This is a genomic window from Neoroseomonas lacus (assembly GCF_014644535.1).
In the GTDB taxonomy this organism is placed as follows: Bacteria; Pseudomonadota; Alphaproteobacteria; order Acetobacterales; family Acetobacteraceae; genus Neoroseomonas; species Neoroseomonas lacus.
The window spans coordinates 74,532-96,971 of sequence record NZ_BMKW01000003.1 but is presented as its reverse complement, the minus strand read 5'-3'; the positions used below and the strand labels follow the sequence as shown (position 1 = coordinate 96,971).

Annotated in this window: 20 protein-coding genes; 13 read left to right on the top strand and 7 right to left on the bottom strand. The window is 69.3% G+C overall.

Annotated features, from left to right (window positions below):
- The first annotated feature begins 15 nt into the window (after positions 1 to 15).
- The 5 genes from IEY36_RS06910 to IEY36_RS06890 all read left to right on the top strand — a co-directional run bounded on the left by IEY36_RS06910 (position 16) and on the right by IEY36_RS06890 (position 4,466).
- The gene (locus IEY36_RS06910; RefSeq protein WP_188966221.1) at positions 16 to 546 is read left to right on the top strand and encodes a thiamine pyrophosphate-binding protein; all 531 of its coding nucleotides are present in this window, start codon (positions 16 to 18) and stop codon (positions 544 to 546) included.
- Between the two features lie 79 nt (positions 547 to 625).
- On the top strand, positions 626 to 1,198 hold the full coding sequence (locus tag IEY36_RS06905) for a thiamine pyrophosphate-dependent enzyme (protein WP_229681191.1): 573 nt from the start codon (positions 626 to 628) through the stop codon (positions 1,196 to 1,198).
- A 126-nt stretch (positions 1,199 to 1,324) separates the two neighbouring features.
- Positions 1,325 to 2,491, top strand: coding sequence for an acyl-CoA dehydrogenase family protein (locus tag IEY36_RS06900; protein ID WP_188966219.1), 1,167 nt, complete (start codon positions 1,325 to 1,327; stop codon positions 2,489 to 2,491).
- Positions 2,492 to 2,493: 2 nt separating this feature from the next.
- Positions 2,494 to 3,336, top strand: a complete 843-nt coding sequence (locus IEY36_RS06895; RefSeq protein WP_188966218.1) for an HAD family hydrolase — start codon at positions 2,494 to 2,496, stop codon at positions 3,334 to 3,336.
- Positions 3,333 to 4,466: a CaiB/BaiF CoA transferase family protein gene (locus IEY36_RS06890; RefSeq protein ID WP_188966217.1), complete on the top strand. Its 1,134-nt coding sequence runs from the start codon at positions 3,333 to 3,335 to the stop codon at positions 4,464 to 4,466. Before IEY36_RS06895 ends, IEY36_RS06890 begins: the two co-directional genes overlap by 4 nt.
- Before the next feature lie 10 nt (positions 4,467 to 4,476).
- Here IEY36_RS06890 and IEY36_RS06885 read toward each other — a convergent pair whose 3' ends face one another.
- A complete protein-coding gene (locus IEY36_RS06885; RefSeq protein ID WP_188966216.1) occupies positions 4,477 to 5,301 on the bottom strand; it encodes a transglycosylase SLT domain-containing protein in 825 nt (274 codons plus the stop codon).
- Between the two features lie 276 nt (positions 5,302 to 5,577).
- Positions 5,578 to 6,456: an N-formylglutamate amidohydrolase gene (locus IEY36_RS06880; protein ID WP_188966215.1), complete on the bottom strand. Its 879-nt coding sequence runs from the start codon at positions 6,454 to 6,456 to the stop codon at positions 5,578 to 5,580.
- Positions 6,457 to 6,547: 91 nt separating this feature from the next.
- On the opposite strand from IEY36_RS06880, the gene IEY36_RS06875 reads away from it, so the two are divergent.
- A complete protein-coding gene (locus IEY36_RS06875) occupies positions 6,548 to 7,618 on the top strand; it encodes a flagellar motor protein MotB (protein ID WP_229681190.1) in 1,071 nt (356 codons plus the stop codon).
- Positions 7,615 to 8,481, top strand: coding sequence for a flagellar motor stator protein MotA (motA, locus tag IEY36_RS06870; protein ID WP_188966214.1), 867 nt, complete (start codon positions 7,615 to 7,617; stop codon positions 8,479 to 8,481). The genes IEY36_RS06875 and motA overlap by 4 nt, the downstream gene beginning before the upstream one ends.
- Before the next feature lie 82 nt (positions 8,482 to 8,563).
- Here the strand turns inward: motA and IEY36_RS06865 are convergent, their stop codons facing one another.
- The 5 genes from IEY36_RS06865 to IEY36_RS06845 form a co-directional block, all read right to left on the bottom strand.
- Positions 8,564 to 9,334: a bestrophin-like domain gene (locus IEY36_RS06865; protein ID WP_188966213.1), complete on the bottom strand. Its 771-nt coding sequence runs from the start codon at positions 9,332 to 9,334 to the stop codon at positions 8,564 to 8,566.
- Between the two features lie 307 nt (positions 9,335 to 9,641).
- Complete coding sequence (locus IEY36_RS06860; RefSeq protein ID WP_188966212.1) at positions 9,642 to 11,315, bottom strand: hydantoinase B/oxoprolinase family protein; 1,674 nt, start codon at positions 11,313 to 11,315, stop codon at positions 9,642 to 9,644.
- Complete coding sequence (locus IEY36_RS06855) at positions 11,315 to 13,387, bottom strand: hydantoinase/oxoprolinase family protein (protein ID WP_188966211.1); 2,073 nt, start codon at positions 13,385 to 13,387, stop codon at positions 11,315 to 11,317. Before IEY36_RS06855 ends, IEY36_RS06860 begins: the two co-directional genes overlap by 1 nt.
- On the bottom strand, positions 13,384 to 14,649 hold the full coding sequence (locus tag IEY36_RS06850; RefSeq protein WP_188966210.1) for a Zn-dependent hydrolase: 1,266 nt from the start codon (positions 14,647 to 14,649) through the stop codon (positions 13,384 to 13,386). Before IEY36_RS06850 ends, IEY36_RS06855 begins: the two co-directional genes overlap by 4 nt.
- 61 nt (positions 14,650 to 14,710) lie before the next feature.
- A complete protein-coding gene (locus IEY36_RS06845) occupies positions 14,711 to 15,502 on the bottom strand; it encodes an SDR family oxidoreductase (RefSeq protein WP_188966209.1) in 792 nt (263 codons plus the stop codon).
- A 126-nt stretch (positions 15,503 to 15,628) separates the two neighbouring features.
- Between IEY36_RS06845 and IEY36_RS06840 the strand changes: the two genes are divergently transcribed.
- From IEY36_RS06840 to IEY36_RS06815, 6 genes are all read left to right on the top strand, one after another.
- Positions 15,629 to 16,606: a 2-hydroxyacid dehydrogenase gene (locus IEY36_RS06840; RefSeq protein WP_188966208.1), complete on the top strand. Its 978-nt coding sequence runs from the start codon at positions 15,629 to 15,631 to the stop codon at positions 16,604 to 16,606.
- A gap of 45 nt (positions 16,607 to 16,651) precedes the next feature.
- Positions 16,652 to 17,287, top strand: coding sequence for a flavin reductase family protein (locus IEY36_RS06835; RefSeq protein ID WP_188966207.1), 636 nt, complete (start codon positions 16,652 to 16,654; stop codon positions 17,285 to 17,287).
- A gap of 347 nt (positions 17,288 to 17,634) precedes the next feature.
- Positions 17,635 to 18,618 (top strand): Bug family tripartite tricarboxylate transporter substrate binding protein, encoded by a 984-nt coding sequence (locus tag IEY36_RS06830; RefSeq protein ID WP_229681189.1) that lies wholly within the window; start codon positions 17,635 to 17,637, stop codon positions 18,616 to 18,618.
- 135 nt (positions 18,619 to 18,753) lie between these two features.
- Positions 18,754 to 19,725, top strand: a complete 972-nt coding sequence (locus IEY36_RS06825; RefSeq protein WP_188966206.1) for a Bug family tripartite tricarboxylate transporter substrate binding protein — start codon at positions 18,754 to 18,756, stop codon at positions 19,723 to 19,725.
- A complete protein-coding gene (locus tag IEY36_RS06820) occupies positions 19,722 to 20,675 on the top strand; it encodes a Bug family tripartite tricarboxylate transporter substrate binding protein (RefSeq protein WP_188966205.1) in 954 nt (317 codons plus the stop codon). Before IEY36_RS06825 ends, IEY36_RS06820 begins: the two co-directional genes overlap by 4 nt.
- A 10-nt stretch (positions 20,676 to 20,685) precedes the next feature.
- The gene (locus IEY36_RS06815) at positions 20,686 to 22,362 is read left to right on the top strand and encodes a thiamine pyrophosphate-binding protein (protein WP_188966204.1); all 1,677 of its coding nucleotides are present in this window, start codon (positions 20,686 to 20,688) and stop codon (positions 22,360 to 22,362) included.
- The last annotated feature ends 78 nt before the right edge of the window (positions 22,363 to 22,440 follow it).

Here is a 22,440-nt window from a genome sequence, read left to right as displayed (position 1 = left end):
GCGGGAGGGACGTTCATGGACGGTGCCGTTGCGGCCGAGGCGATCGCCTGGCCCGATGCGATCTTCGCCGAGTTGCGGCGCTGGGGCGTGCGCCAGGTCGCCTATGTGCCCGATGGCGGGCATGCGCGGCTGATCCGCGCCGTGCATGCCGATGAGGCGATGCGCGCCATTCCGCTGACGACCGAGGAGGAAGGCATCGCCGTGCATGCCGGCGCGGCGCTGGGCGGGGATCGCGGCGCGCTGCTGATGCAGTCCTCGGGCGTCGGGAACTGCGTGAACATGCTGTCGCTGGTGAAGACCTGCCGCTTCCCGCTGCTGGTCCTGGTGACGATGCGCGGCGAATGGGGCGAGTTCAACCCGTGGCAGGTGCCGATGGGGTCCACCACCGAGGCGGCCTTGCGGCTGATGGATGTGGAGGTGCGCCGCGCCGATCGGCCGGAGGATGTGGCGGAGACCGTGAACGCCGCTGCACGGATGGTATTCGAGGGCGGCAGCGCGGTTGCCGTGCTGCTCGGCCAGCGCCTGGTCGGTGCCAAGGTGTTCTGAGATGCGGGCGGCGCAAGGCGACGAACGTATCGCGCGTGAGGTTGGTGGGGCGGCCACGCGCCAGACAAGGGAGATGGCAATGCTCGACAGGCGGGATGTGGTGGCGCGGCTGCTGCGCGACCGGGGCGAGACCCTGGTGGTCACCGGGCTGGGCTCGGCCACCTACGACGTGGCGGCGGCGGGGGATGACCCGCGCAATTTCTACCTGTGGGGGGCCATGGGTGGCGCGGCGCTGATGGGGCTTGGCCTCGCCATCGCGCAGCCCGCGCGGCCGGTGCTGGTGGTGACCGGGGATGGCGAACAGCTGATGGGGCTCGGCGGCTTCGCGACCATCGCGCTGCAGGCGCCGGCGAACCTGACCATCGTCGTGCTCGACAACGGGCTGTATGGCGAGACGGGCGGCCAGCGCAGCCACACCAGCGGCGGGACGGATCTCGCGGCGGTGGCGCGTGGCTGCGGCATCGCCGATGCGTCGCGGATTACCGACATGGCGGATGTCGAGGCGCTGGCGGCGGCGATCGCCGGGCCGAGCGGCGGGCCGCGCGTGGCGGTAGTGGTGGTCGATACGGCCGAGGCGCCCCGCGTACTGCCGAGCCGCGACGGGGCCGTGTTGCGCGGGCGGATGCAGGCCGCGCTGGGGCTTGCCGCCTGAGACACGCCTGCAGACAGCCCATGCCGGATCCGGGACTGCGCCTTGCGGCGCAGTCCCGAACGCGTTCCGGGCGCCTTGCCAGCCCGGCGACCCGGCCCTAATCCAACCCGAAGCGGGAGAGAACCCATGGACACGCACATGCAGAACGACGCCCACGCCGAGATCCGCGAGGAGGTGCGCAAGCTCTGCACGCGCTTCCCCGGCGAATACTGGCGCGAGCTGGATGCCCGCCGCGGCTATCCGACCGAATTCGTCCAGGCGCTGACCGAGGCCGGCTGGCTCTCGGCGCTGATCCCCGAGGAATATGGCGGGTCGGGCCTGCCGCTCTCCGCCGCCGCGGCGATCCTTGAGGAAATCCATTCGAGCGGCGCCAATGCCGCGGCCTGCCACGCCCAGATGTACATCATGGGCACCATCCTCAAGCATGGCAGCCCGGAGCAGAAGGCGAAGTACCTGCCGAAGATCGCCACCGGCGAGCTGCGGTTGCAGGCCTTCGGCGTGACGGAGCCGACCTCGGGGACCGACACCACCAACCTGCGCACCTTCGCCAAGAAGGAAGGCGACAAGTACATCGTCAACGGCCAGAAGATCTGGACCTCGCGCGCCGAGCATTCCGACCTGATGCTGTTGCTGGCGCGCACCACGCCGAAGGACCAGGTGGCCAAGCGCACCGAGGGGCTGTCCACCTTCATCGTCGACATGAAGGCGGCGCTGGGGAACGGGCTGACCATTCGGCCGATCCGCACGATGATGAACCACAATTCCTGCGAGGTGTTCTTCGACAACATGGAAGTGCCGGCCGAGAACCTGGTCGGCATCGAGGGCAAGGGCTTCCGCTACATCCTCGATGGGATGAACGCCGAGCGGCTGCTGATCGCGTCTGAATCGATTGGCGACGCCAAGTGGTTCATCAACAAGTCGGTGGAATATTCCAAGCAGCGCGTGCTGTTCGGCCGCCCGATCGGGCAGAACCAGGGCGTGCAGTTCCCGATCGCCAAGGCCTATGCCCAGATGCGCGCGGCCGAGGCGCTGGTGCAGAAGGGGCTGGCGAAGTTCGAGGCGCACCTGCCCTGCGGCGAGGAAGCCAATATGGGCAAGATGCTCGGCGCCGATGCGGCCTGGGCGGCGGCCGAGGCGTGCGTGCAGACGCATGGCGGTTTCGGCTTCGCCGAGGAATACGACGTGGAGCGCAAGTTCCGCGAGGCGCGGCTGTATCAGGTGGCGCCGATCAGCACGAACCTGATCCTGTCCTATGTCGGCGAGCATGTGCTCGGGATGCCGCGGAGCTACTGACCATGGCCGGCGTGCCTGTCGCCATCGCCTATGATTTCGACGGCACGCTGGCACCGGGCAACATGCAGGAGCACGTGTTCCTGCCGAAGCTCGGTGTCGATCCCGCGTCCTTCTGGGCGCGGGCGAACCAGCTTGCCGAGGAACAGCAGGGCGACCCGATCCTGACCTACATGCATCGCATGCTGGTGGAGGCGGGCGCCGCCGACATGCCGGTGCGGCGGGAGGATTGGGCGGCCCATGGCGCGGGCATCACGTTGTTCCCCGGCGTCGAGAGCTGGTTCGACCGGGTGAATGCGGCGGGTGCAGCGCGCGGGCTGGCGATCGAGCATTACGTGATCTCCTCCGGCCTGCGCGAGTTGGTGGAGGGCACGGCGATCCGGCGGCACTTCCGCGCGGTGTTCGCCTCGGGCTTTCTGTACAACGCGTCGGGGGCTGCGATCGCGCCGGCCATCGCGGTGAACTACACCACCAAGACGCAGTATCTTTTCCGCATCAACAAGGATGCGCTCGACCTCGCGGACAATACCGCGGTCAACGCGTACCGTCCGCCCGAGGCGCGGCGCGTGCCCTTCGCCAACATCATCTTCATCGGCGATGGCGACACCGACATCCCCTGTTTCCGCACGGTGAAGGAACAGGGCGGTCATTCCATCGCGGTGCATCCGGACGGCGACGCGCAGCGCGCCGCGCGCACGCGCAAGCTGATCGCCGAAGGGCGGGTGCATTGCGCCGTGCCCGCCGACTACCGCGCGGATGCGGAGCTTGAGCACCGCGTGCTGTCCATCCTCGACCTTCTCGCCGCGCGTGCGGCGGTCACTGCCCCGATGCCGGAGAACAACGCATGAGCGGATCCCGCCCCCTCGAAGGCCTTCTTGTCGTCGCGATGGACCAGGCGGTGGCCGCGCCCTATTGCGCGTCCCGCCTCGCCGATGCGGGCGCGCGGGTGATCAAGGTCGAACGGCCGGAGGGCGACTTCGCCCGTGGCTACGACAAGGTCGCCAACGGGCTGTCCTCCTATTTCGTCTGGCTGAACCGGGGCAAGGAGAGCGTCTGCCTCGACATCAAGGCGCCGGACGACAAGGCGCTGCTGGAGCGGCTGATCGCGAAGGCCGATGTCTTCATCCAGAACCTCGCGCCTGGAGCGATGAAGCGGGCGGGGTTCGGTTCCGCCGAACTGCGCGCGAAGCATCCGCGGCTGATCACGGTCGATATCTCCGGCTATGGCGAGGAAGGCGAATACGCCTCGATGAAGGCGTATGATCTGCTGGTGCAGGCGGAAAGCGGGCTTGCCTACATCACTGGCCGCGCGGAGGGGCCGGGGCGCGTGGGTGTGTCGGCCTGCGACATCGCCTGCGGCATGCACGCCTATGCCGCGGTGCTGGAGGCGCTGCTGTCGCGGTCCATCACCGGACAGGGCAAGGGCATCGCGGTGTCGCTGTTCGACGGCATGGCGGATTGGATGACGGTGCCGCTGCTGCAGTATGAGGGGACGGGGATCAACCCGCCGCGCATCGGGCTCGCGCACCCATCGATCTGCCCCTATGGCGCGTTCCAGACCAAGGATGGCCATGACGTGCTGATCGCCATCCAGAATGAGCGCGAATGGGCGTCCTTTTGCGCGCAGTTCCTCGATGAGCCGGCGTTGCCGGAGAAGCCGGGCTTCACCGTGAACAATGACCGGGTGGCGCATCGCCCGATGGTGGATGCGCATATCCAGGCGATGTTCGCGACGCTGACGCGGGACGAATGCGCGGCGAAGCTGCGGCGGGCGAATACCGCCTATGGCTTCGTGAACGATTGCGGCGGGCTGCAGCAGCACCCGGCGCTGAAGCGCATGCCGGTCGAGACCGAGAAGGGGCCGATCCAGGTCGCGCTGCCGGCGGCGCGGTTGTCGGACGGGGTGCGGCCGTTCGGCGCGGTGCCCTCGCTCGGGCAGCACAGCGCGGCGATCCGGGCGGAATTCGCGGCGGGCTGAGCCCCCGGCGTCAACTTGGGCGGCGGAAGAAGATCAGCGGCCCGCGCGCCGGAACCGTGCTCGCCTGCACGGGTGACGGTGCGGGCTGCGCCGGGCCGACCGCCATGATCGGCGCCGAGCGGTAGGCATCGAGCCCCCTGCCCCGCCCGGCCGCGCCGGGGGCCAGCGGGATGACCTGGGCGCGGTCCGCCCGGTTGGCCAGGCTGAGCGGCCCCGCGCTGCCAGCGGCGAAGCGCGCCAGCAGGGCGGCCTCGGCGGCCGGGTCGCCGGGCGGGCGGCCCTGTTCGCCGGCCCAGGCGGCCAGCACCCGCGCGCGGTAGGGTTCGGCGCGTTCGGGCGTCTGCGAGTGGTAGCGGCCGGCGGCGCGCGCCCAATCCCCGCTACTCTCGCGCAGTTCGGTGAGGAATTGCGCGGCGTAGCGGGCGTTGGTCAGTGGGTCGAAGGCCTGTTCCAGGGCCGGGAAGGCGTTGGGGTGGTGGTACAGGTTCACCTGCATGCAGCCGACATCGATGATGCGGACGCCGCGGGCCTGAAGTTGCCGGACCTCGGCAATCGCTGCCTCCCGCGTCGGGAAGAACATGCCGCGCCCCTCGGCATTGATGGTCCAGGGCCAGGGGGCGAAGGCGCCCGTCGCCGGGTCGCGCCGGCCGGATTCGACGCGGCCGATCGCCTGGAGCAACCCGATCGGGACGGCGCGTTCACGTTCCGCGGTGGCGATGGCCGCACGGCAGGCGGCGGCGGGGTCGGCGGTCTGGGCCTCGCCGGGGGCCGCGAATCCCAGCAGCGCGGCCAGCATGGCGGGCAGGCCCAGCAGAGCGGAGAAGCGATTCGACATGGACCCGACAGCGCAAGGCCCATGCCACGCAACAATTATGCGCGCGCATGCTGCGCCGCGTCATTTTTGCTGCACTGCAAAAAACCCCTTGCGAGGTTCAATGAGCAGTCCTAAGTTGTTTGAGGCAGCGGGTTGGCCTAGCCGCCTGCTGCTTTTCTTGGACGTTTCCTCCCTAAACTTGGCGGTGCCTTCGGGCACCGCCTTCTTTTTTTGCGCCCTCCTAGAGTTGAAATTTCTCCGAATGGAGAAAATCCTTCCCCTAAATGGTGCAGCGCATCATGGCCGCAGGAAACGCCAATCCGTCTCCGCCAAATGCCCGATCAGGGTGTTGAGGTGCCGTGCCAGCGGCACCAGGCCGGCGCCGCGCTCGATTTTCGCCTCATCCATGTAGATCGCCCGCGCGATCTCGATCTGCAAGGCATGCACCGCGTCACGCGGGCGGCCGTAGTGGCGCGTGACGTAGCCGCCCGCATAGGGGTCGTTGCGGCGCACGCGGTAACCCAAGCCGATCAGCACTTCCTCGACCAGCCGCGTCGCGCGCGGGGCGCAGGCAGTGCCATGGGCATCGCCCAGCACCATGTCCGGCGGGTTGGCGGCCTGCGCCGGGTGGGCCGGCATGGAATGGCAGTCGATCAGCAGGCAGAAGCCGAATTGGGCGCGGGTCTCGGCGATCAGCTGGCCCAGGGCGGCGTGGTAGGGCTCCCAGCAGGCGCGGATGCGAGCTTCGGCCTCGGCGAAGGCCAGGCGGCGGCGGTAGACGGTCTCCCCGGAGGCGACGATGCGCGCGATGGTGCCGAGACCGGCGCCGACGCGGGGGCTTGAGGTGTTGACCCAGGGCGGCAGCGGACCGTCGAACATGCCGGGGTCGAGTTCCCAGGGTTCGCGGTTCACGTCGCACCAGACGCGCGGGAAGGTCGCCGCCAGCAGCGGTGCGCCGCGGGCGGGGGCACCGGCGAAGAGTTCGTCGACGAAGCTATCCTCGCTCCGGCGCAGCGCCAAGGGCGCAAGGCGAGCCTCGGCCAGCAGCGAAGCCGGGTAGTCCTGCCCGGAATGCGGCGAGGCGAAGACGACGGGCATGGTCTGCCGCGCAGGGCGGTAGATCACGAAGGGCGCGGTCTCGGCGGGCCCTGCCAGGTTCTGGGCGGGAAGATCCATGAGGAACCGACCAAACCATAGCCCCCGCCGCATGTCACGCGAGAGACGCGGTCCCGCGGCCGCGCGGGATTAGGGAAATCGTCAGCACCGCATGCGCATGGTCTGGCCGATGTCCGGCAAGGCAAAAGGCGCCCGGGGCGGCGGCACCATCGTTATCAAGCGCGAGGAGGGCGGCGAGGCCGGCCACCATGGCGGCGCGTGGAAGGTTGCCTACGCCGATTTCGTGACGGCGATGATGGCCTTCTTCCTGCTGATGTGGCTGCTCAACGCCACCACCGAGGAGCAGCGCCGGGGGCTCGCCGATTATTTCGCGCCGACCAACCTGCTGGCGCGGTCGGTGTCGGGCTCGGGTGCGCCATTCGGCGGGCAGACGCCCAACGACAACGGCAACGTCACCTCGACCAGTGGGCAGACCACCATCGAGCCCGGCCGGGTGCCGGTTGTGATGGATATCGAGGAAGACGACACCGACACCCCGGCCCAGCCCATGCCGCGGCGCGAGGGCCCGACCGGCGATGTCGATGAGCCATCGCCGCAGCTGAGCGTTGCCACCCCGCCCGGCGCGCGCGTCGGCCCCGAAGCGCCGCGGGCCGGGCCCGCCGAGACCCCCGTCGCTGAATCCCGGCCCGAGGCGCTGGGCGAGGCTGACTTGCGCCAGGAACTCGCGCGGCGCGAACGCGAGGCCTTCGAACAGGCCGCCCAGCAGATCCGCGAGGCGGTCGCCGCCGACCCGGCGTTGGCCGAGCTCGCGCGGCAGATGCTGGTGGAGCAGACGCCCGAAGGGCTGCGCATCCAGCTCATCGATGCGGAACGGCAGCCGATGTTCGCCCTCGGCGGCAGTGCGCCGAACGACCGGGCGCGGGCGCTGCTCGCGCGGGTCGCCCAGGTGGCGGCGCGGTTGCCCAACCCGATCGCCATCGCCGGCCATACCGACGCCACGCCGTTCCGCGGTGGTGGCGACCGCAGCAACTGGGACCTCTCGTCCGAGCGCGCCAATGTCACGCGCCGGCTGCTGGTCGAGGCCGGGCTGCCGGAGGGGCGCATCCGCAGCGTGTCGGGGCATGCCGATCGCGACCTGCTGTTGGGCGACAAGCCGAATGACGCGGCCAATCGGCGCGTCTCCATCACCGTTCTTCGCCAGGTACCGGACGCCGCACCATGACTTCCATCGGCGGCCTCGTCTTCCTGCTGGTCTGCGTGTTCGGCGGCTACATCGCGGCCGGCGGGCATCTGGAGATCATCCTGCACTCGCTGCCCTTCGAATTCGCCATCATCGGCGGTTCGGCGCTCGGCACGCTGGTGATGTCGAACAGCGTGGCCGACCTCAAGCATGTCGCCGGCGGCTTCGGCAAGCTGATCAAGGGGTCGAGATATACGCGGCAGGACTACATGGACCTGCTCAGCCTGCTCTACTACCTGGTGCGGCTGGCGCAGACCAAGGGGCCGATGGCGCTCGAGCCGCATATCGAGAAGCCGGAGGAAAGCGCGGCCTTCACCAGGTTCCCGCGCATCGCGCATGACCATCACGCCGTGCTGCTGATCTGCGACTATCTGCGCATGGTCGGCATGAACGCAGACGACCCGCACCAGATCGAGGATGTGATGGCGCGCGAGTTGAAGAAGATCAAGGAGGAGGAGATGCACCCCTCCCACGCCATGCAGTCGATGGCCGATGCGCTGCCGGCGCTCGGCATCGTCGCCGCCGTGATGGGCGTGATCAAGACCATGGGGTCGATCGACCAGCCGCCCGCGGTGCTGGGGCGGCTGATCGGCGGCGCGCTGGTCGGCACCTTCCTCGGCGTGCTGCTGGCCTATGGGCTGATGGGGCCCTTCGCGACGCGCCTCAAGAGCGTCGTTGACGAGGAAAGCAAGTTCTTCGAGGTGATTCGATCCGTGCTGGTCGCGCATCTGCACGGCAATGCGCCGCAGGTCGCCGTTGAAACCGGGCGCAAGATGGTGCCGAGCGGGCTGATGCCGACCTTCCAGGAGTTGGAGCAGGTGCTGCAGGAATTGCAGATCGCGTAGCGGAGCATCCGTCCGCCGGTCGGCCACGGCAGCCGCTGGGGTTTGTCATGTCCGCCAGCATTGGTGCCGGTCGGCCGCCATTCTATTCCGGCGTTGCGCCGGGCCAGCGCCCGAGTTGGTGAAGGGCGAAGCGCAGTGGCTTGTCCGAGACCCGCAGCAGCCCGATGCGTGGATGCTCCAGTTCAAGGATCAGGAAGATCGCGCCGCTCACCGCCAGCGAGCCGGCGAAGAGGGCGACGACGATCAGCCGGTTCCATCGCGCGAAGACGCCCATCGCCAGGAACAGCATGGCAAGCCAGGACACCAGCACGGCGAGGAAGGGCCACTGCACGTCGTTGGTGGCGTCGTGCATCATTAGCAGGACGCGGGCCTGGACGAGGCGGCTCGCCACGGCCAATGCCCGCGCTTGGGCGGCGGCCTCTCCGGGATTGGATGGGTGCAGCCGCGCCACCGCGTCGTGGAAGGCGTCGAAGCGCACCGTGTCGATCGCCCGGTCGGGCTGCCGCGACTGGAGGACATGGTCGTGCACCGCGGCCTGGACCATGCCCCGCAACTCACGCCGCGCGAGATCCGCATCCGGGCCGGAATGGGCCAGCGCGATGTCGAGCACGATGACGTCGGCGGCGAGTTCCGAGACACCCTCGGCCTGGGAGCGGTAATGCGTGCTCGCCGAGGCGATCAGCAAGCCAAGGACCAGCGTCGCCATCGAGGCGATCAGCGCCTGGACCAGGCGCACCGTATCCTTCGATTCGCCGCCGCGATGGTCCTCTGGCAAGGCGCGATGAAGCGCGAGGCCGATCAGGCTCGCCATGAATGTCAGGAAGAAGACCCCGGCTCCGGCCAGCAGCGTCATCCGGACGCGCTCCCCCTTGTTGCTGATGTGGACGCGGCCTTTGGCCACGGCGAATACTGGCAGGCGGCCCGCACCAATGCCAGCGCCCCTGCCGGACCTCGGCTGGAGGCGATGTCCTGCGTCAGGCGCCGCCGTTGCTGTTGTTGTAGGCGCTGGCTGGCAGGGTCGTGCAGGCCACTCGGTCACAACAGGCCGTGGCCATCAACGACGACAGGAGGAACACCAGGACACGAAGCCCCATGGCGATAACCCGGCGGCAGATATGGCGGGCGGCCGAGCGGCCACCCGCCGTCATCCTATCGCCGTGTCAGTCCTTCAGGCCATAGACACCGCGCGCCGCCTCGGAGCTGACCAGCCCGTCCTCGACGTCGCGGGCCACCAGCGCGGGGTCGCGCTCCTTCGGGTCGCCCATGCCGCCGCCGCCGGGCAGCTTCAGCAGCAGGCGGCGACCCTTCGGGATGATCTGGAAGCCCTTGGTGCGCAGCACGGTGCCGTTGGCGTCGTTCATCCCGACCCAGCCGGCCGCGCCCTCACCGCCGCCGTCACGGCCCTTCGGCGCATTGGCGACGCGGTCGAAGATGGCGTTGACGGCGAATTCGGCATCGCCCTTGGCGCCGATCTCCATCACCTGGCCGAAGCCGCCGCGGGTGCGGCCGGCGCCTGCCGAATCGGGGCGGAGCTGCTTCTGCCAGAAGATGACCGGGGCCACGTTCTCGGTCGCCTCGACCGGCATGGTGCGCACGCCCGAGGGGAAGGCCGTGCCGTCGAGACCGTCCTTCTCCGGCCGCGCGCCGGTGCCGCCGGAGTTGAAGGTGATGATCTCGAAATCCTCGGTCTCCGCGGCCTGGCCCGACACCTGCGAGCCACCGCGCAGCGGCGGGTTCCACAGCGCCGAGGAGCCTTCGGCATTGACGCGGCCGGGGATCGCCTGGTGCAGGCAGCCCATCATCAGGTCGGGCAGCAATTGGCCGACGATGTGGCGCACCGAGACCGGATAGGGATGCGGCGCGTTGAGGATGCAGCCCTTCGGGATCTCCATCTGGAAGGGCAGCAGCGAGGCCCAGTTGTTCGGCACCTCCGGGGCGACGACGCATTTGATGCCGAAGCAGGCATAGGCGCGGCAATAGGCCGGCGGCACGTTGATGCCGCGGTTGGACAGGCCGGAGGTGCCGGCGAAATCCACCACGATGCGGTCGGCATGTATGGTCATCGCCGCCTTCAGCGTGACCTCGGATTCATAGCCGTCCGACTTGATCGAGCTGCTGAAGGTCGCGCGCGGCAGCTTGGCGATCTCGGCCAGCGTCGCGCGCGTGCTCGCTTCGAAGATGTAGCCGCCGAGGTCGTCGAGGCCATCCATGTCGAATTCGTCGAGCATCTCGACGAGCCGCTTCGCCCCGGCGTCGTTGCAGGCGCACAGGGAATAGATGTCGCCTTCGAGTTCGACCGGGGTGCGCGAGCCTGCGCGGATGAAGTCGAAGAAGGTCTCGTTCGGGACGTTGCGGTCGAAGCACTTCACGATGGGGATGTAGAGGCCTTCCTCAAAGACGCTCCGCCCCTCGGGGCCCATGCCGAGGCCGCCGATGTCGATGATGTGCGCGGTGTTGGCGAAGAGACCGACGATCTTGCCCTTCCGGAAGGCGGGCGTGACGACGGTGAGGTCGTGCAGGTGGCCGGTGGCGAGCCAGGGGTCGTTGGTGATGTAGTGGTCGCCGGGGTTCATGACGGCCGCGGGGAACTTCTTGAGGAAGTGCCCGACCGCCTCGGCCATGGAATTCACATGGCCGGGCGTGCCGGTGACGGCCTGGGCCAGCATGCGACCTTCGAGGTCGAAGATGCCCGCCGACAGGTCCCCCGCCTCGCGCACCGTGGTGCTGAAGGCGGTGCGGATCATAGTCTGCGCCTGTTCCTCGACCACCGCGATCAGGCGGTTCCACTGGATCTGGCGCTGGATGGTGGCGAGTGCGCCGGTTTCCTTGCTCATCACGCGGCCTCCTGCGTCAGGTCGAGATAGCCAAGCCCATCCATCCGGCACGTCCAGCCAGGGCCGATCAGCGTGCTGGTCTCGGCTTCGGCCACGATGGCGGGGCCGGGGATGGTCGCGCCGAGGTTCATGTGCTCGCGGTCATAGACGGGCCATTCGGTCACCTCGCCGGTCGCGGTGTCGCGCACCATCTGGGTGCGGATCGGCTTGGGTGCCGGGCTGTCGGCGACCGGGGCGGCCGGTTCGACATGCGGCACCAGGGTGCGGACGGTGACGGCGAAGGAGAGGATTTCCACATCCGAGCCGGGCACCGGGCGGTCGTAGAAGCGGGTGTATTCGGCGTCGTAGAGTGCGCGGATTTCCTTGACGTCCGTCGCGGTCAGCGCGCGTGGCGGCAGCGGGACCGAGATCTCGTGGCCCTGCCCGACATAGCGCATGTAGGCGATGCGCGTTTCCTCGACCGGCTGGCCGAAGGCGCCTTCGGAAACGACCTTGGTCGCTTCCGCCGACATTGAGCCGAGCAGGCCGTTCACCGCTGCGAGGTCGAAGCTGCCGAAGCGCTGGTAGAGCGACTTCACCACCTCATAGGCCACGGGGGCGCGCAGGAAGCCGATGGCGGAACCGACGCCGGCCCCGCTCGGGACCAGCATGCGCTTCACACCGATCTTCTCGGCGACGCGATAGCCATGCACCGGGCCGCCGCCGCCGAAGGCGATGACGATGCGCCCGTCATAGCCCTTGCCGCTTTCGATGGCGTGGACGCGGGCGGCATTGGCCATGTTCTCGTCGACCATCTCGACGACGCCGAGGCCGGCCATGTCGCCCGACAGGCCGAGCTTGCTGCCGACATGTTCGGCGAGCGCGGCGCGCGAGAGCTCCGGCTGCAGCGGCAGCGAACCGCCGGCGAACAGCGAGGGTTCGTAGCGGCCGAGCGAGAGGTTCGCATCGGTGACCGCCGGATGCGTGCCGCCGCGGCCGTAGCAGGCAGGGCCCGGGTCGGCGCCAGCCGATTCCGGACCGACCTGGATGCGGCCCATGCTGTCGACCTGGGCGATGGAGCCACCGCCAGCGCCGATCTCCACCATCTCGATGACGGGGATGCGCAGCGGCAGGCCGGAGCCTTTCTTGAAGCGGCCGACCCGGGCGACCTCGAAGGTGCGCGAGGCCTGCGGGCGGAAACCGTCGATCAGGCAGACCTTCGCGGTGGTGCCGCCCATGTCGAAGGACAGCACCTTGTCGAAGCCGCGCTGCTTGGCGACGAAGGCGGAGAAGATCGCGCCTCCGGCCGGGCCGGATTCGACCAGGCGGATGGGGAAGCGCGAGGCGGTCTCGATGGTGGTCAGGCCACCGCCCGACAGCATCAGGAACAGCGGGCAGGTGACGCCGGCCGCGCGCATGCCGGTCTCCAATCGGCCGAGATAGGTCGCCATCAACGGCTGGACGTAGGCGTTGGCGACGGTGGTGGAGAAGCGCTCCCATTCGCGCATCTCGGGCGAGACTTCGGAGGAGAGAGAGACCGCCATGCCAGGCCACATCTGGCGCACGATCGCGGCGGCGCGCTGTTCGTGGGCGGGATTCACGAAGGCGTGGAGGAAGCCGATGGCGAGGGATTCGATGCCCTCGCCCTTGAGGAATTGGATCTGCTCGCGCAGGCCGGCCTCGTCGAGCGGCAGCAGCACCTTGCCGGTATTGTCGAGCCGTTCGGCGACCGTCACGCGCCAGCGGCGGCGCACCAGCGGTTCGGGCAGGTTGATGTTCAGGTCGTACTGGTCGTAGCGGGCTTCGTTGGCGAGGGCGAGAACATCGCGGAAACCCTCCGTGGTCAGCAGCGCGGTCTTCGCACCCTTGCGTTCGATGATCGCATTGGTCGCGAGGGTCGTGCCGTGGATGACCAGCGAGAGGTCGGACGGCGCCATGCCCGCCTTGGCGAGGACCTGGGCGACGCCGTCGAGCACGCCCTTCTCGGGCGCGTGCGGCGTGGTGAGGACCTTGGTGGTCCAGCGCTGGTCACCCTTTTCGATGGCGAGGTCGGTGAAGGTGCCGCCGATGTCGACGGCGAGACGCGCCGTCATAGGCTGGCCTCCGCCGCCCAGCGCTGCACCACGGCACAAGCCGCCGCGAAGTCTTCCATACGCATGTCTTCCTTTGGATTATGACTGCCGTTCTGATTGCGCACGAACAGCATGCCGGCAGGGATCTTCGCCTCGGCGAAGGCGGCGGCGTCGTGGCCGCCGCCGGAGGCCATGACGCGGTGCGGGATGCGGAGCGTCTCAGCGGCGCGCAGCAGGCCGGCGCGGATACCCTCATCCATCGGCGAGGCGCGGCTGCCGGTCTCGGGGCCGCACTCGAACTGCACGCCGCGGCGGGCGGCGATCTCATCCATGAAGCGATGCAATGCCTCGAACATCAAGTCGCAGGCATGCGGGCTGACGCTGCGGACATCGAGCTGGAAGGTGGTCTCGCCGGCGATCTTGGTGAAGCCGGCATCCGCCGTCGTCGCCATGGTGCAGAAGGTGCAGACGAGCACATGGCCCATCGATTCAAGCCGGCACCATTCCTCGTCCATCCGATAGACGAGTTCTGCGAGGGCGGCGGCGGCATCGCGGCGAAATTTGCGCGGGGTGCCGCCGGAATGGTTGTACTCGCCGACCACGCGGCCCTGGCGCAGGCGGCGGCTGCCGGGGATGCCGGTGACGATGCCAACCGGGATCTGCTCGGCATCGAGCACCGGCCCCTGTTCGATGTGCAGTTCGAGATAGGCGGCGGTGTTGTGCGGGCCGACGGCGTGTTCGCCGCGCGCCACCGCCTCCGGGTCGAAGCCTTCTTCCTTCATGTGATCGGCGAGGCTGCGGCCGGTGTCCTGCCGGGCGATGGCCAGGCCATCGGGCTTCAGCGCACCGAGCGCCATGCGCGAGCCGGGATAGGAGACGGGGAACCAGGCGCCGGCTTCCTCGGCGCGGATCGCCATGACGGTGATGTCGCGGCCGGGGACGAAGCCGGCGCGCTTCATGCCCGAGACCGCCGCGATGCCGGCGAGCACGCCCGCCGCGCCGTCGAAATTGCCGCCCTGGCGGACGGAATCGAGATGGCTGCCGAGGATGATGCGCTTGGCCGCGCGATCGGCGCCGGGCAGCGTCACGTACATGTTGCCGGCGACATCGACGGTGGTCTCGAGGCCGATGCGCTCCGCCGCCGCGCGCACCAGCGCATGGGCCATGCGTTCGCCGGGGCCGTAGGCGTCGCGCGTCACGCCCTCGCCATCGACGCTGCCGGCGCGCAGGCCGTCGAACAATTCGGCGGCGAGGTCCACATCGGGGGTGAGGTTCGGCAGCATCGGATTCAACCTTCGTGAGGGCAGCGATGGCCGCCGGGCAGCGCCGGCGGCCAGGCGCGGGTCAGAGCATGGAGCGGACGCGGCCACCATCGACACGGACCATCGTGCCGGTGATGTAGGCACCCGTGCTGCCGGCGAGGAAGGCACCCATCGGGCCGTATTCGCCCGGTTCGCCGACGCGGCCGGCGGGGACTTCCTTGCCGGCGCGGGCGATTTCCTCATCGACCGAAATGCCGGACTTCTCGGCGCGCGCCGCGGCGGTTTGGGTGATGCGGTCAGTGCGGATCGAGCCTGGCGCCAGGATATTCATCGTCACGCCATCGGCGGCGACTTCACCCGACAAGGTCTTGAGCCAGGCCCAGATTGAGGCGCGCAGCGTGTTCGACAGTGCGAGGATCGGGATCGGGTGCTGCATGCCCGAGGAACCCACCACGATGACGCGGCCCCATTTCTGCGCGCGCATCGCCGGCAGCAGCTTCATGGTGATGCGGATAGGCGAGACGACGATGTTCTGGAACCACTTGATGAGGTCGGATTCCTTCATGTCAGACGCCGTGCACACCGGCGGGCCGCCGTGGTTGAGCACTAGGATGTCCACGCCACCCATCGCGGCGACGGCGGCGTCCGCCAGCTTGTCCATCTCCTCGCCATTCGAGACGTCGGCCTGCACGACCGTCACCGCCGGCGCGCCGAGTGCCTTGAGGTCGGCGGCGGCCTTGTCCATCGCGGCGACATCGCGGCCGCTGATGGTCAGCACCGTGCCTTCGGCGGCGAGCGCATCGGCGATCGACCGACCGAGACCCTTCGCGCCGCCCATGACCAGGGCGCGCTTGCCTTTCAGACCGAGATCCATCGTCAAAATCCTTCGTTTCCTGCCGTGAGACCGGGGCGGAACCTGCCCCCTCCCCCGCCCCCTGGCAAGACGGGCCGGCACGCGCCATGGTGAGGCCCATCCCCGGATTCATGCAGGAAGCGTTCCATGGCCAAGCCCACTGTCCTCGTTACGCGTCACCTGCCCGACGGCGTCGAAGCACGGCTGGCCGGGATGTTCGATGCGCGGCTGAACAACGCGGACGAGCCATGGAGCGGGAATGGCGCCGAGATCCTGCGCCGCGTGGCCGAGAGCGGCGCGACCGGGCTGCTGTGTGCGGCCGGCGACGCACTGAATGCCCAGACCATCGGCGCGCTGCCCGAGCATCTGCGCATCATCGCGACGTTTTCGGTCGGCACCGACCATATCGACCTCGAGGCGGCGCGGTCGCGCGGCATCGTCGTGACCAACACCCCCGACGTGCTGTCCTTCGCCACGGCCGAGATCGCCTTCACACTGATGCTGATGGCCGCGCGCCGCGCCGGGGAAGGCGAGCGGCTGGTGCGCGCCGGCGGTTGGACCGGCTGGGCGCCGACGCAGCTGATGGGCATGACGCTGGAGGGCAAGACGCTCGGCGTGCTCGGCTTCGGGCGCATCGGGCGGGAATTGGCGCAAATGGCGCGCGGCATGCGGATGGCGGTCCATTACCGCAATCGCAGCCGCGTCGCGCCCGAGTTGGAGCAGGGCGCGGTGTATCACGACAACGACGAGGGTTTCCTGGCCGCGATCGACGTGCTGTCGATGCATATTCCCGGCGGCGCGGCGACGGCGAAGTGGCTGAATGCCGAACGGCTCGCGCTGATGAAGGCGGGCGCGATGGTGGTGAATACCGGCCGCGGGACCACGGTGGATGATGCGGCGTTGGTCGCCGCGCTGCGGTCGGGCCACATCGCTGCCGCCGGGCTCGATGTCTATGACGGCGAGCCGCGCGTGTATTCGGGCTATCTGCCGCTGGAGAATGTCGCGCTGCTGCCGCATCTCGGGTCGGCCACGGTCGAGACGCGGCAGGCGATGGGCGAGCGTTGCATCGAGAATCTCGCCGCGCTGCTGATCGAGGGGCGGACGCCACCGCATTGCGTCGGCTAATCCGCCACCCCACACAAGACACACCGCATCGCAAGGACGCCGCCCATGCTGTTCGACTTCACCAAGGTTCCGCCGGAGCAGGCCTACAAGCTCATCGTCTCGTCCATCGTGCCGCGGCCGGTGGCCTGGGTAGTCAGCCAGGATCGCGAAGGGCGGATCAATGCCGCGCCCTATTCCTTCTTCAATGCCTTCTCCAGCAATCCGGTCGTCGTCGGCATCGGCTGCGGGCAGCGGCCGCCCGGGGTGGTGAAGGACACGCTGGCCAATATCGAGGCGACGGGGCAGTTCGTGGTGAACCTGGTCTCGGCGGAGAATGCCGCGCAGATGAACATCACCGCCATCGACTTTCCCCACGGCGTCGATGAACTCGCCGAGGCGGGGCTGACCACCGCGCCGTCCTCGCTGGTGAAGGTGCCGCGCATCGCCGAAAGCCCGGTCGCGCTGGAATGCGAAATCTTCCAGTTCGTGCCGACCGGGCACCACACCATCGTCATGGGCCGTGTCATCGCCATGCATGTGCGCGACGATTGTGTGCAGGATGCGTCGCGGTTCTATCTGGACACGCCGAAGATGGAGCTGGTCGGGCGCATGCATGGCGGCGGGTGGTATGCGCGCACGACCGACCGAGTCGAGATCCCGCGCATTCCGCTGGCGGATTGGCAGGCGCGCGCGAAGGGGTGACAGAAGGTTGGAGGGGCGCCGCCCCTCCAAGGCACCCCGCCGAACGGCCGGACCCTTTGGAATGCCATCGTTTGGCGCCGTGCCCCGTTGTCAGAAGGAGTGCCGGGACCCGCCACCGGGCACGGCGTGCGTGATGCGGGTGGCAGCGCACCCGTACCGCCCGGCACCAAGTACCGGCTTTCCAAATGACACGGTCATTTGGTGGGGTGGTTTGGAGGGGCAAAGCCCCTTCAATTCTTCCCTCGCGACCCGCTCTGGACACCTCCCTCACCCGCCGTCACCCTGCCGCCCAAGCGCGACGGACCCACCCGCCGGGGGCGAGGGCCGCGCATCGGAGGATGTGTCCCATGCCAATGCCGCCCCTGACACGGCGTGCGCTGCTTGCCCTTGCCGTTGCGGCGACGCTGCCAGCCCCCGCCTTCGCACAGGCCTTCCCCGACCGCCCGCTACGCCTCGTCATTCCGTGGCCGCCGGGCGGGACCAACGACATCGTCGGGCGGCTGGTGTCCGATGGCATGGCGCACCGGCTCGGCCAGCCGGTGGTGATCGAGAATCGCGGCGGCGCCGGTGGCGCGCTGGGCGCCGAGGTCGTCGCGAAATCGACGCCGGATGGCTACACGATGCTGCTGGGCGGGTCGGGCAGCCTGACGATCAACCAGTTGGTGCGCAAACGCCTGCCTTATGATCCGGCGACCGCCTTCGCGCCGATCGGCATGATCGGCAGCGGGGCGAATGTCATTGTCGTGCATCCGTCCGTGCCGGCGACCACGCTGCGCGAGTTGCAGGCAGTGGCGCGCAACGCGAATCCGCCGCTGAATTATGCCTCGCCCGGCGTCGGGTCCACCGGGCATGCGGCGGGCGCGATGATCAACCAGGTGCTGGGCGTCGAGATGCAGCATGTACCCTATCGCGGCACCGGGCCGGCGATGAACGACGTGGTGGCCGGGCGTATTCAGGTTTTCACCAACGCCCTGGCGCCGATGCAGTCGCAGATCGAGGCCGGCACGGTGCGCGCGCTGGCGATCGCCGGGCCGCGGCGCAACGCCGCGCTGCCCAACCTGCCGACCACCGGCGAGGCCGGCTTCCCCGACATCCAGGCGGCGACCTGGTATGCGTTGTTCGCCACGGGTGGGTCGCCGCCTGACCGCGTGCAGCGGCTGTTCACGGCGCTCGCGGAGACGCTGGCCGATCCGGAGGTGCGCGGGAAACTCGAAGGCGGCGGCCTCGATGTCGAACCGAGCGAAAGCCCGGCCGCCTTCGCCCGCTTCGTCGCCGAGGATGCGGCGCGTTGGGAGCCGGTGGTGCGCCGCGCGGGTGTCAGCGTGGAGTGAATGACCGCTTGAGAATGTGCCATCGGGCGCCTTCTCGGGTGCGGGCCGGTGCCGGCTTGTCAGTTGGACACCCGGCCGCCCTTGCGGTGCCCGGCCGTTGCGGCAGGATACGCGCAGGGAAAAGGAAATCGGTCCATGATCGCTCGTCGCCACTTGGCGCTGGCTGCCATGCCGCTGCTTGCGCGACCCGCCCTGGGGCAAGGGGTGGCCTGGCCGAACCGTACCATCCGGTTGATCGTACCCTGGCCGCCGGGACAGGCGACCGACCTCGTCGGACGCATCATGGCGCAGCGACTGTCGCAGACGCTCGGCCAGCAGGTGGTGCCGGAGAACAAGCCCGGTGCCGGCGGGTCGATCGGCACCGACTACGTCGCCAAGGCGGCGCCGGATGGCTACACGCTGCTTGCCGCCTCGATCGGGCCGATCTCCTTCGGGCCGCTGCTGCAGCGGCTGCCCTATGATGTCGAGCGTGACCTCGCGCCGATCGCAACCTTCTCGGGTTCGCCTTATTTCCTGGTGGTACGCGGGGACAGCCCGGCGCAGGACGCGCGCGGCCTGATCGAGTTGCTGAAGCGCGAGCCGGGCAAGCGCAGCTATGCCTCGTCGGGCGTCGGGGGCGCGCAGCACCTGCTGACGGCGCTGCTGGTCGCGCGCACCGTGGTCGATGTGCTGCATGTGCCGTTCCAGGGCAGCGGGCCGGCGATGGCGGCGCTGCTCGGCGGCCAGGTGGATTTCGCGATCGAGACGCTGGCCGCCGCGGCCGGGCTGATCCGCGAGGGCAAGCTGCGCGCGCTGGGCAGCACCGTCGGGCGCCGCACGCCGCTGATGCCGGAGGTACCGCCGCTCGCCGAGGCGCTCGACCTGCCGGGCTACGATTACATCGGCTGGATCGGCATGATGGCGCCGGCCGCCACGCCGCGGCCGATCCTCGATCGGCTGTCAGGCGAACTCGCCCAGGCCTCGACATTGCCGGAGACGCAGCAGCGGCTCGCGACGATTGGGACAGAGTCCATCCCGCGCAATCCGGATGAATTCCGCGCGCTGCTCGCGCAGCAGCGCGAGGCGTTCGGCGCGGTCATCCGAAGCCTCGGGATCCGCCCCGAATGAGGCGACGCACGGCACTGGCGCTGACCCTGCTGCCGGCGATGGCGCGGGCGCAGGGGGCGTGGCCCTCGCGGCCGATCCGCCTCGTTGTCCCTTTCGCGCCGGGGGGCACCACCGATGTCGTCGGGCGTATCGTAGCCGAGAAGCTGGGTGCGCGGCTGGGTCAGCCGGTGATCGTGGAGAACCGCGCCGGGGCCGGGGCGACGATCGGCGCGCAGCTCGTCGCGCGGGCGGAGCCGGACGGGCTGGTGCTGCTGGTTTCCTCCTCCACCTCGCACGGCGTCTCGCCGGCGCTGTATCCGAACATTCCCTATGACGCGCTGCGCGACTTCACCCATGTCGGGATGATCGCGCGCTCTCCCTCGGTGTTGCTGGTCAACCCGGCGAGCCCGGTGCGCAACCTCGCCGACTTCGCAGCCGCGGCGCGCGCGGCAGGGGAAGTGCGCTTCGCCGTGGCCGGCATCGGCACCTCGTCGCATCTGGCCGGGGTGCGGCTGGCGATGGCGCTCGGCGTGCGGACCGAGAGCATCCCGTATCGGGGCGCGGGGCCGGCGCTGACCGACCTGATGGGCGGCGTGGTGCCGGCAATGATGGACAGCCTGCCCTCCTCCGGGCCCCATGTGCGGGCGGGTTCGCTTCGCGCGCTCGCCGTCAGCGGGGCGGAGCGCGCCGACGGCTTTGCCGAGCTGCCGACGCTGCGCGAGGGCGGGCTCGATGTCGTCTCCTATGCCTGGTTCGGCATCTCCGGCCCGGCAGGGCTGCCGGCGCCGATCGTCGATCGCCTCTCCGCCGAATTGCGTGCGGTGCTGACCGACCCGGCGACCCGCGCGCGGCTGGAGGAACTGGGCGGCGCGCCGCCCGACACCACGCCCGAGAGCTACACCGCCTTCATCCGCGACGAACTCGCGGCCTTCGCGCCGCTGGTCCGCGCCGCCGGCCTGCAACCACAATAAGGACGTCCCCATGACCCGCACCGTCGGCCGCATCCTGGCCGAGAGCCTGGCCGCTCACGACATCGACCTGATCTATTGCGTGCCGGGGGAGTCCTATCTGGGCCTGACCGATGCGTTGACCGACGTGCCGGGCATTCGCCTGGTGGTCTGCCGGCATGAGGGCGGCGCCGGCTTCATGGCCGCCGCCGATGGGCGGATGCGCGATGGGCGGGCTGGCGTCGTGCTCGTCTCGCGCGGGCCGGGTGTCACCAATGCGATGATCTCGATGCATACCGCATTTCATGACGCGACGCCGCTGGTGGTGCTGATCGGCCATGTCGAGCGCAAGGATGTCGGCCGGCTGGCGCTGCAGGAGCAGAATTACTCGCGCCTGTTATCGGACGTGACGAAGGGCGTCTTCGAGGTGATCCAGCCGATCCAAGCCAGCGAGGTCATCGCGCGTGCCTTCCACCTCGCGGAATCGGGCACGCCCGGGCCGGTCGCGGTGATCCTGCCGGAGGATATCTTCGATCAGCCGGCCGAAGGCCCCGTGGTGCTGCCGGCGGTGCTGCCGAAGTCGGGGCCGCGCAGCGAGGACCTCGACCAGCTCGCTGAGATGCTGGCGCAGGCCGAGCGGCCGCTGGTGCTGGTGGGTGGTGCGATGGCCTCGGGTGGCGAGCAGGCGCTCACCGACCTCACGCGCCTGGCCGAAGCCTGGACGCTGCCGATCAGCCCGACGCATCGCCGGCCGCATCTGTTCGATGCGACGCATCCGAATTACGGCGGCTACATGGGCATCCGCGTGCCCAAGCCGCTGATCGAGGAGATGAAGAAGGCGGATCTGATGATCTGCCTGGGCGAGCGGCTGTCGGACAGCATCAGTCAGTCCTACACCTTCCCCGCCGCGCCGCAGCCGCAGCTGCCACTGGTGCAGGTGTGGCCGGATGCGAATGAGATCGGCCGCGTCTGGCGCGTGGACCTGCCGATCGCCGCCGACCCGCATGCGGTGATCCGCGCGCTGTTGGCGCGCAATGCGCCGGAAGCCAGCGAGGGGCGGAAAGCCTGGGTGAAGGGGCTGAACACCATCCATCGCGGGCTGCTCGCGCCCGAATGGGACAAGATGGAGGATGGCGTGAATTTCGGCGCCGTCTGCGCGGCGATGGCGCGCCACATCCCGGCGGATGCGGCGGTGACATCCGATGCCGGGAATTTCTCCTCCTTCCTGCATCGGTATTTTCCGTTCAAGCAAAGTCACGTCTTTCTTGCCTCAAATGTAGGCGCCATGGGGTCGGCCGTGCCGATGGCGGTGGCGGCGGCGTTGCGACGGCCCGGCAAGCGGGCGGTCGCCTTCGTCGGCGACGGCGGCATCCTGATGACCGGCAACGAGATCGCGACCGCGCGGCGCGAGGGCGTGGCACCGATCATCATCCTGTCGAACAATGCGGGCTACGGCACGATCGGGATGCATCATGAAGGCCGCTATCCGGGGCGGCCCTATGACCAGGCGACCAGCCTGGTGAACCCGGATTTCATGGCCTGGGCCAAGGCTTTCGGGGCTGCCGCCTTCGATGTGCAGACCGAGGATGATATCGAGCCGGCGCTCGCCGCGGCGTTTGCCGTCACGGACCGGCCGGTGGTGGTGCATGTGCGGTCCTCGGCGGTGCAGGCCTCGGCGTGGAAGAAGCGGACCATGCCGCTGCCGGCCTGACGCGCGGCCCCGGGGTGGGCCGCCCGCATCGCCCCGGGGCAGGCATGATGCCTTGCGCCCGGCGGCGGCGCGCTGAAC

Excerpts from the sequence above, each read along its gene's own strand:
- IEY36_RS06840 (WP_188966208.1), top strand. The coding sequence starts at position 15,629 with ATGGCCAAGCCCACTGTCCTCGTTACGCGTCACCTGCCCGACGGCGTC.
- IEY36_RS06860 (WP_188966212.1), bottom strand. The coding sequence starts at position 11,315 with ATGAGCAAGGAAACCGGCGCACTCGCCACCATCCAGCGCCAGATCCAG.
- IEY36_RS06900 (WP_188966219.1), top strand. The coding sequence starts at position 1,325 with ATGGACACGCACATGCAGAACGACGCCCACGCCGAGATCCGCGAGGAG.
- IEY36_RS06865 (WP_188966213.1), bottom strand. The coding sequence starts at position 9,334 with ATGACGCTGCTGGCCGGAGCCGGGGTCTTCTTCCTGACATTCATGGCG.
- IEY36_RS06910 (WP_188966221.1), top strand. The coding sequence starts at position 16 with ATGGACGGTGCCGTTGCGGCCGAGGCGATCGCCTGGCCCGATGCGATC.
- IEY36_RS06880 (WP_188966215.1), bottom strand. The coding sequence starts at position 6,456 with ATGGATCTTCCCGCCCAGAACCTGGCAGGGCCCGCCGAGACCGCGCCC.
- IEY36_RS06905 (WP_229681191.1), top strand. The coding sequence starts at position 626 with ATGCTCGACAGGCGGGATGTGGTGGCGCGGCTGCTGCGCGACCGGGGC.
- IEY36_RS06855 (WP_188966211.1), bottom strand. The coding sequence starts at position 13,387 with ATGACGGCGCGTCTCGCCGTCGACATCGGCGGCACCTTCACCGACCTC.
- IEY36_RS06845 (WP_188966209.1), bottom strand. The coding sequence starts at position 15,502 with ATGGATCTCGGTCTGAAAGGCAAGCGCGCCCTGGTCATGGGCGGCGCG.
- IEY36_RS06895 (WP_188966218.1), top strand. The coding sequence starts at position 2,494 with ATGGCCGGCGTGCCTGTCGCCATCGCCTATGATTTCGACGGCACGCTG.
- IEY36_RS06815 (WP_188966204.1), top strand. The coding sequence starts at position 20,686 with ATGACCCGCACCGTCGGCCGCATCCTGGCCGAGAGCCTGGCCGCTCAC.
- IEY36_RS06820 (WP_188966205.1), top strand. The coding sequence starts at position 19,722 with ATGAGGCGACGCACGGCACTGGCGCTGACCCTGCTGCCGGCGATGGCG.
- IEY36_RS06875 (WP_229681190.1), top strand. The coding sequence starts at position 6,548 with ATGCGCATGGTCTGGCCGATGTCCGGCAAGGCAAAAGGCGCCCGGGGC.
- IEY36_RS06825 (WP_188966206.1), top strand. The coding sequence starts at position 18,754 with ATGATCGCTCGTCGCCACTTGGCGCTGGCTGCCATGCCGCTGCTTGCG.
- IEY36_RS06885 (WP_188966216.1), bottom strand. The coding sequence starts at position 5,301 with ATGTCGAATCGCTTCTCCGCTCTGCTGGGCCTGCCCGCCATGCTGGCC.
- IEY36_RS06835 (WP_188966207.1), top strand. The coding sequence starts at position 16,652 with ATGCTGTTCGACTTCACCAAGGTTCCGCCGGAGCAGGCCTACAAGCTC.
- IEY36_RS06850 (WP_188966210.1), bottom strand. The coding sequence starts at position 14,649 with ATGCTGCCGAACCTCACCCCCGATGTGGACCTCGCCGCCGAATTGTTC.
- IEY36_RS06830 (WP_229681189.1), top strand. The coding sequence starts at position 17,635 with ATGCCAATGCCGCCCCTGACACGGCGTGCGCTGCTTGCCCTTGCCGTT.
- IEY36_RS06890 (WP_188966217.1), top strand. The coding sequence starts at position 3,333 with ATGAGCGGATCCCGCCCCCTCGAAGGCCTTCTTGTCGTCGCGATGGAC.
- motA (WP_188966214.1), top strand. The coding sequence starts at position 7,615 with ATGACTTCCATCGGCGGCCTCGTCTTCCTGCTGGTCTGCGTGTTCGGC.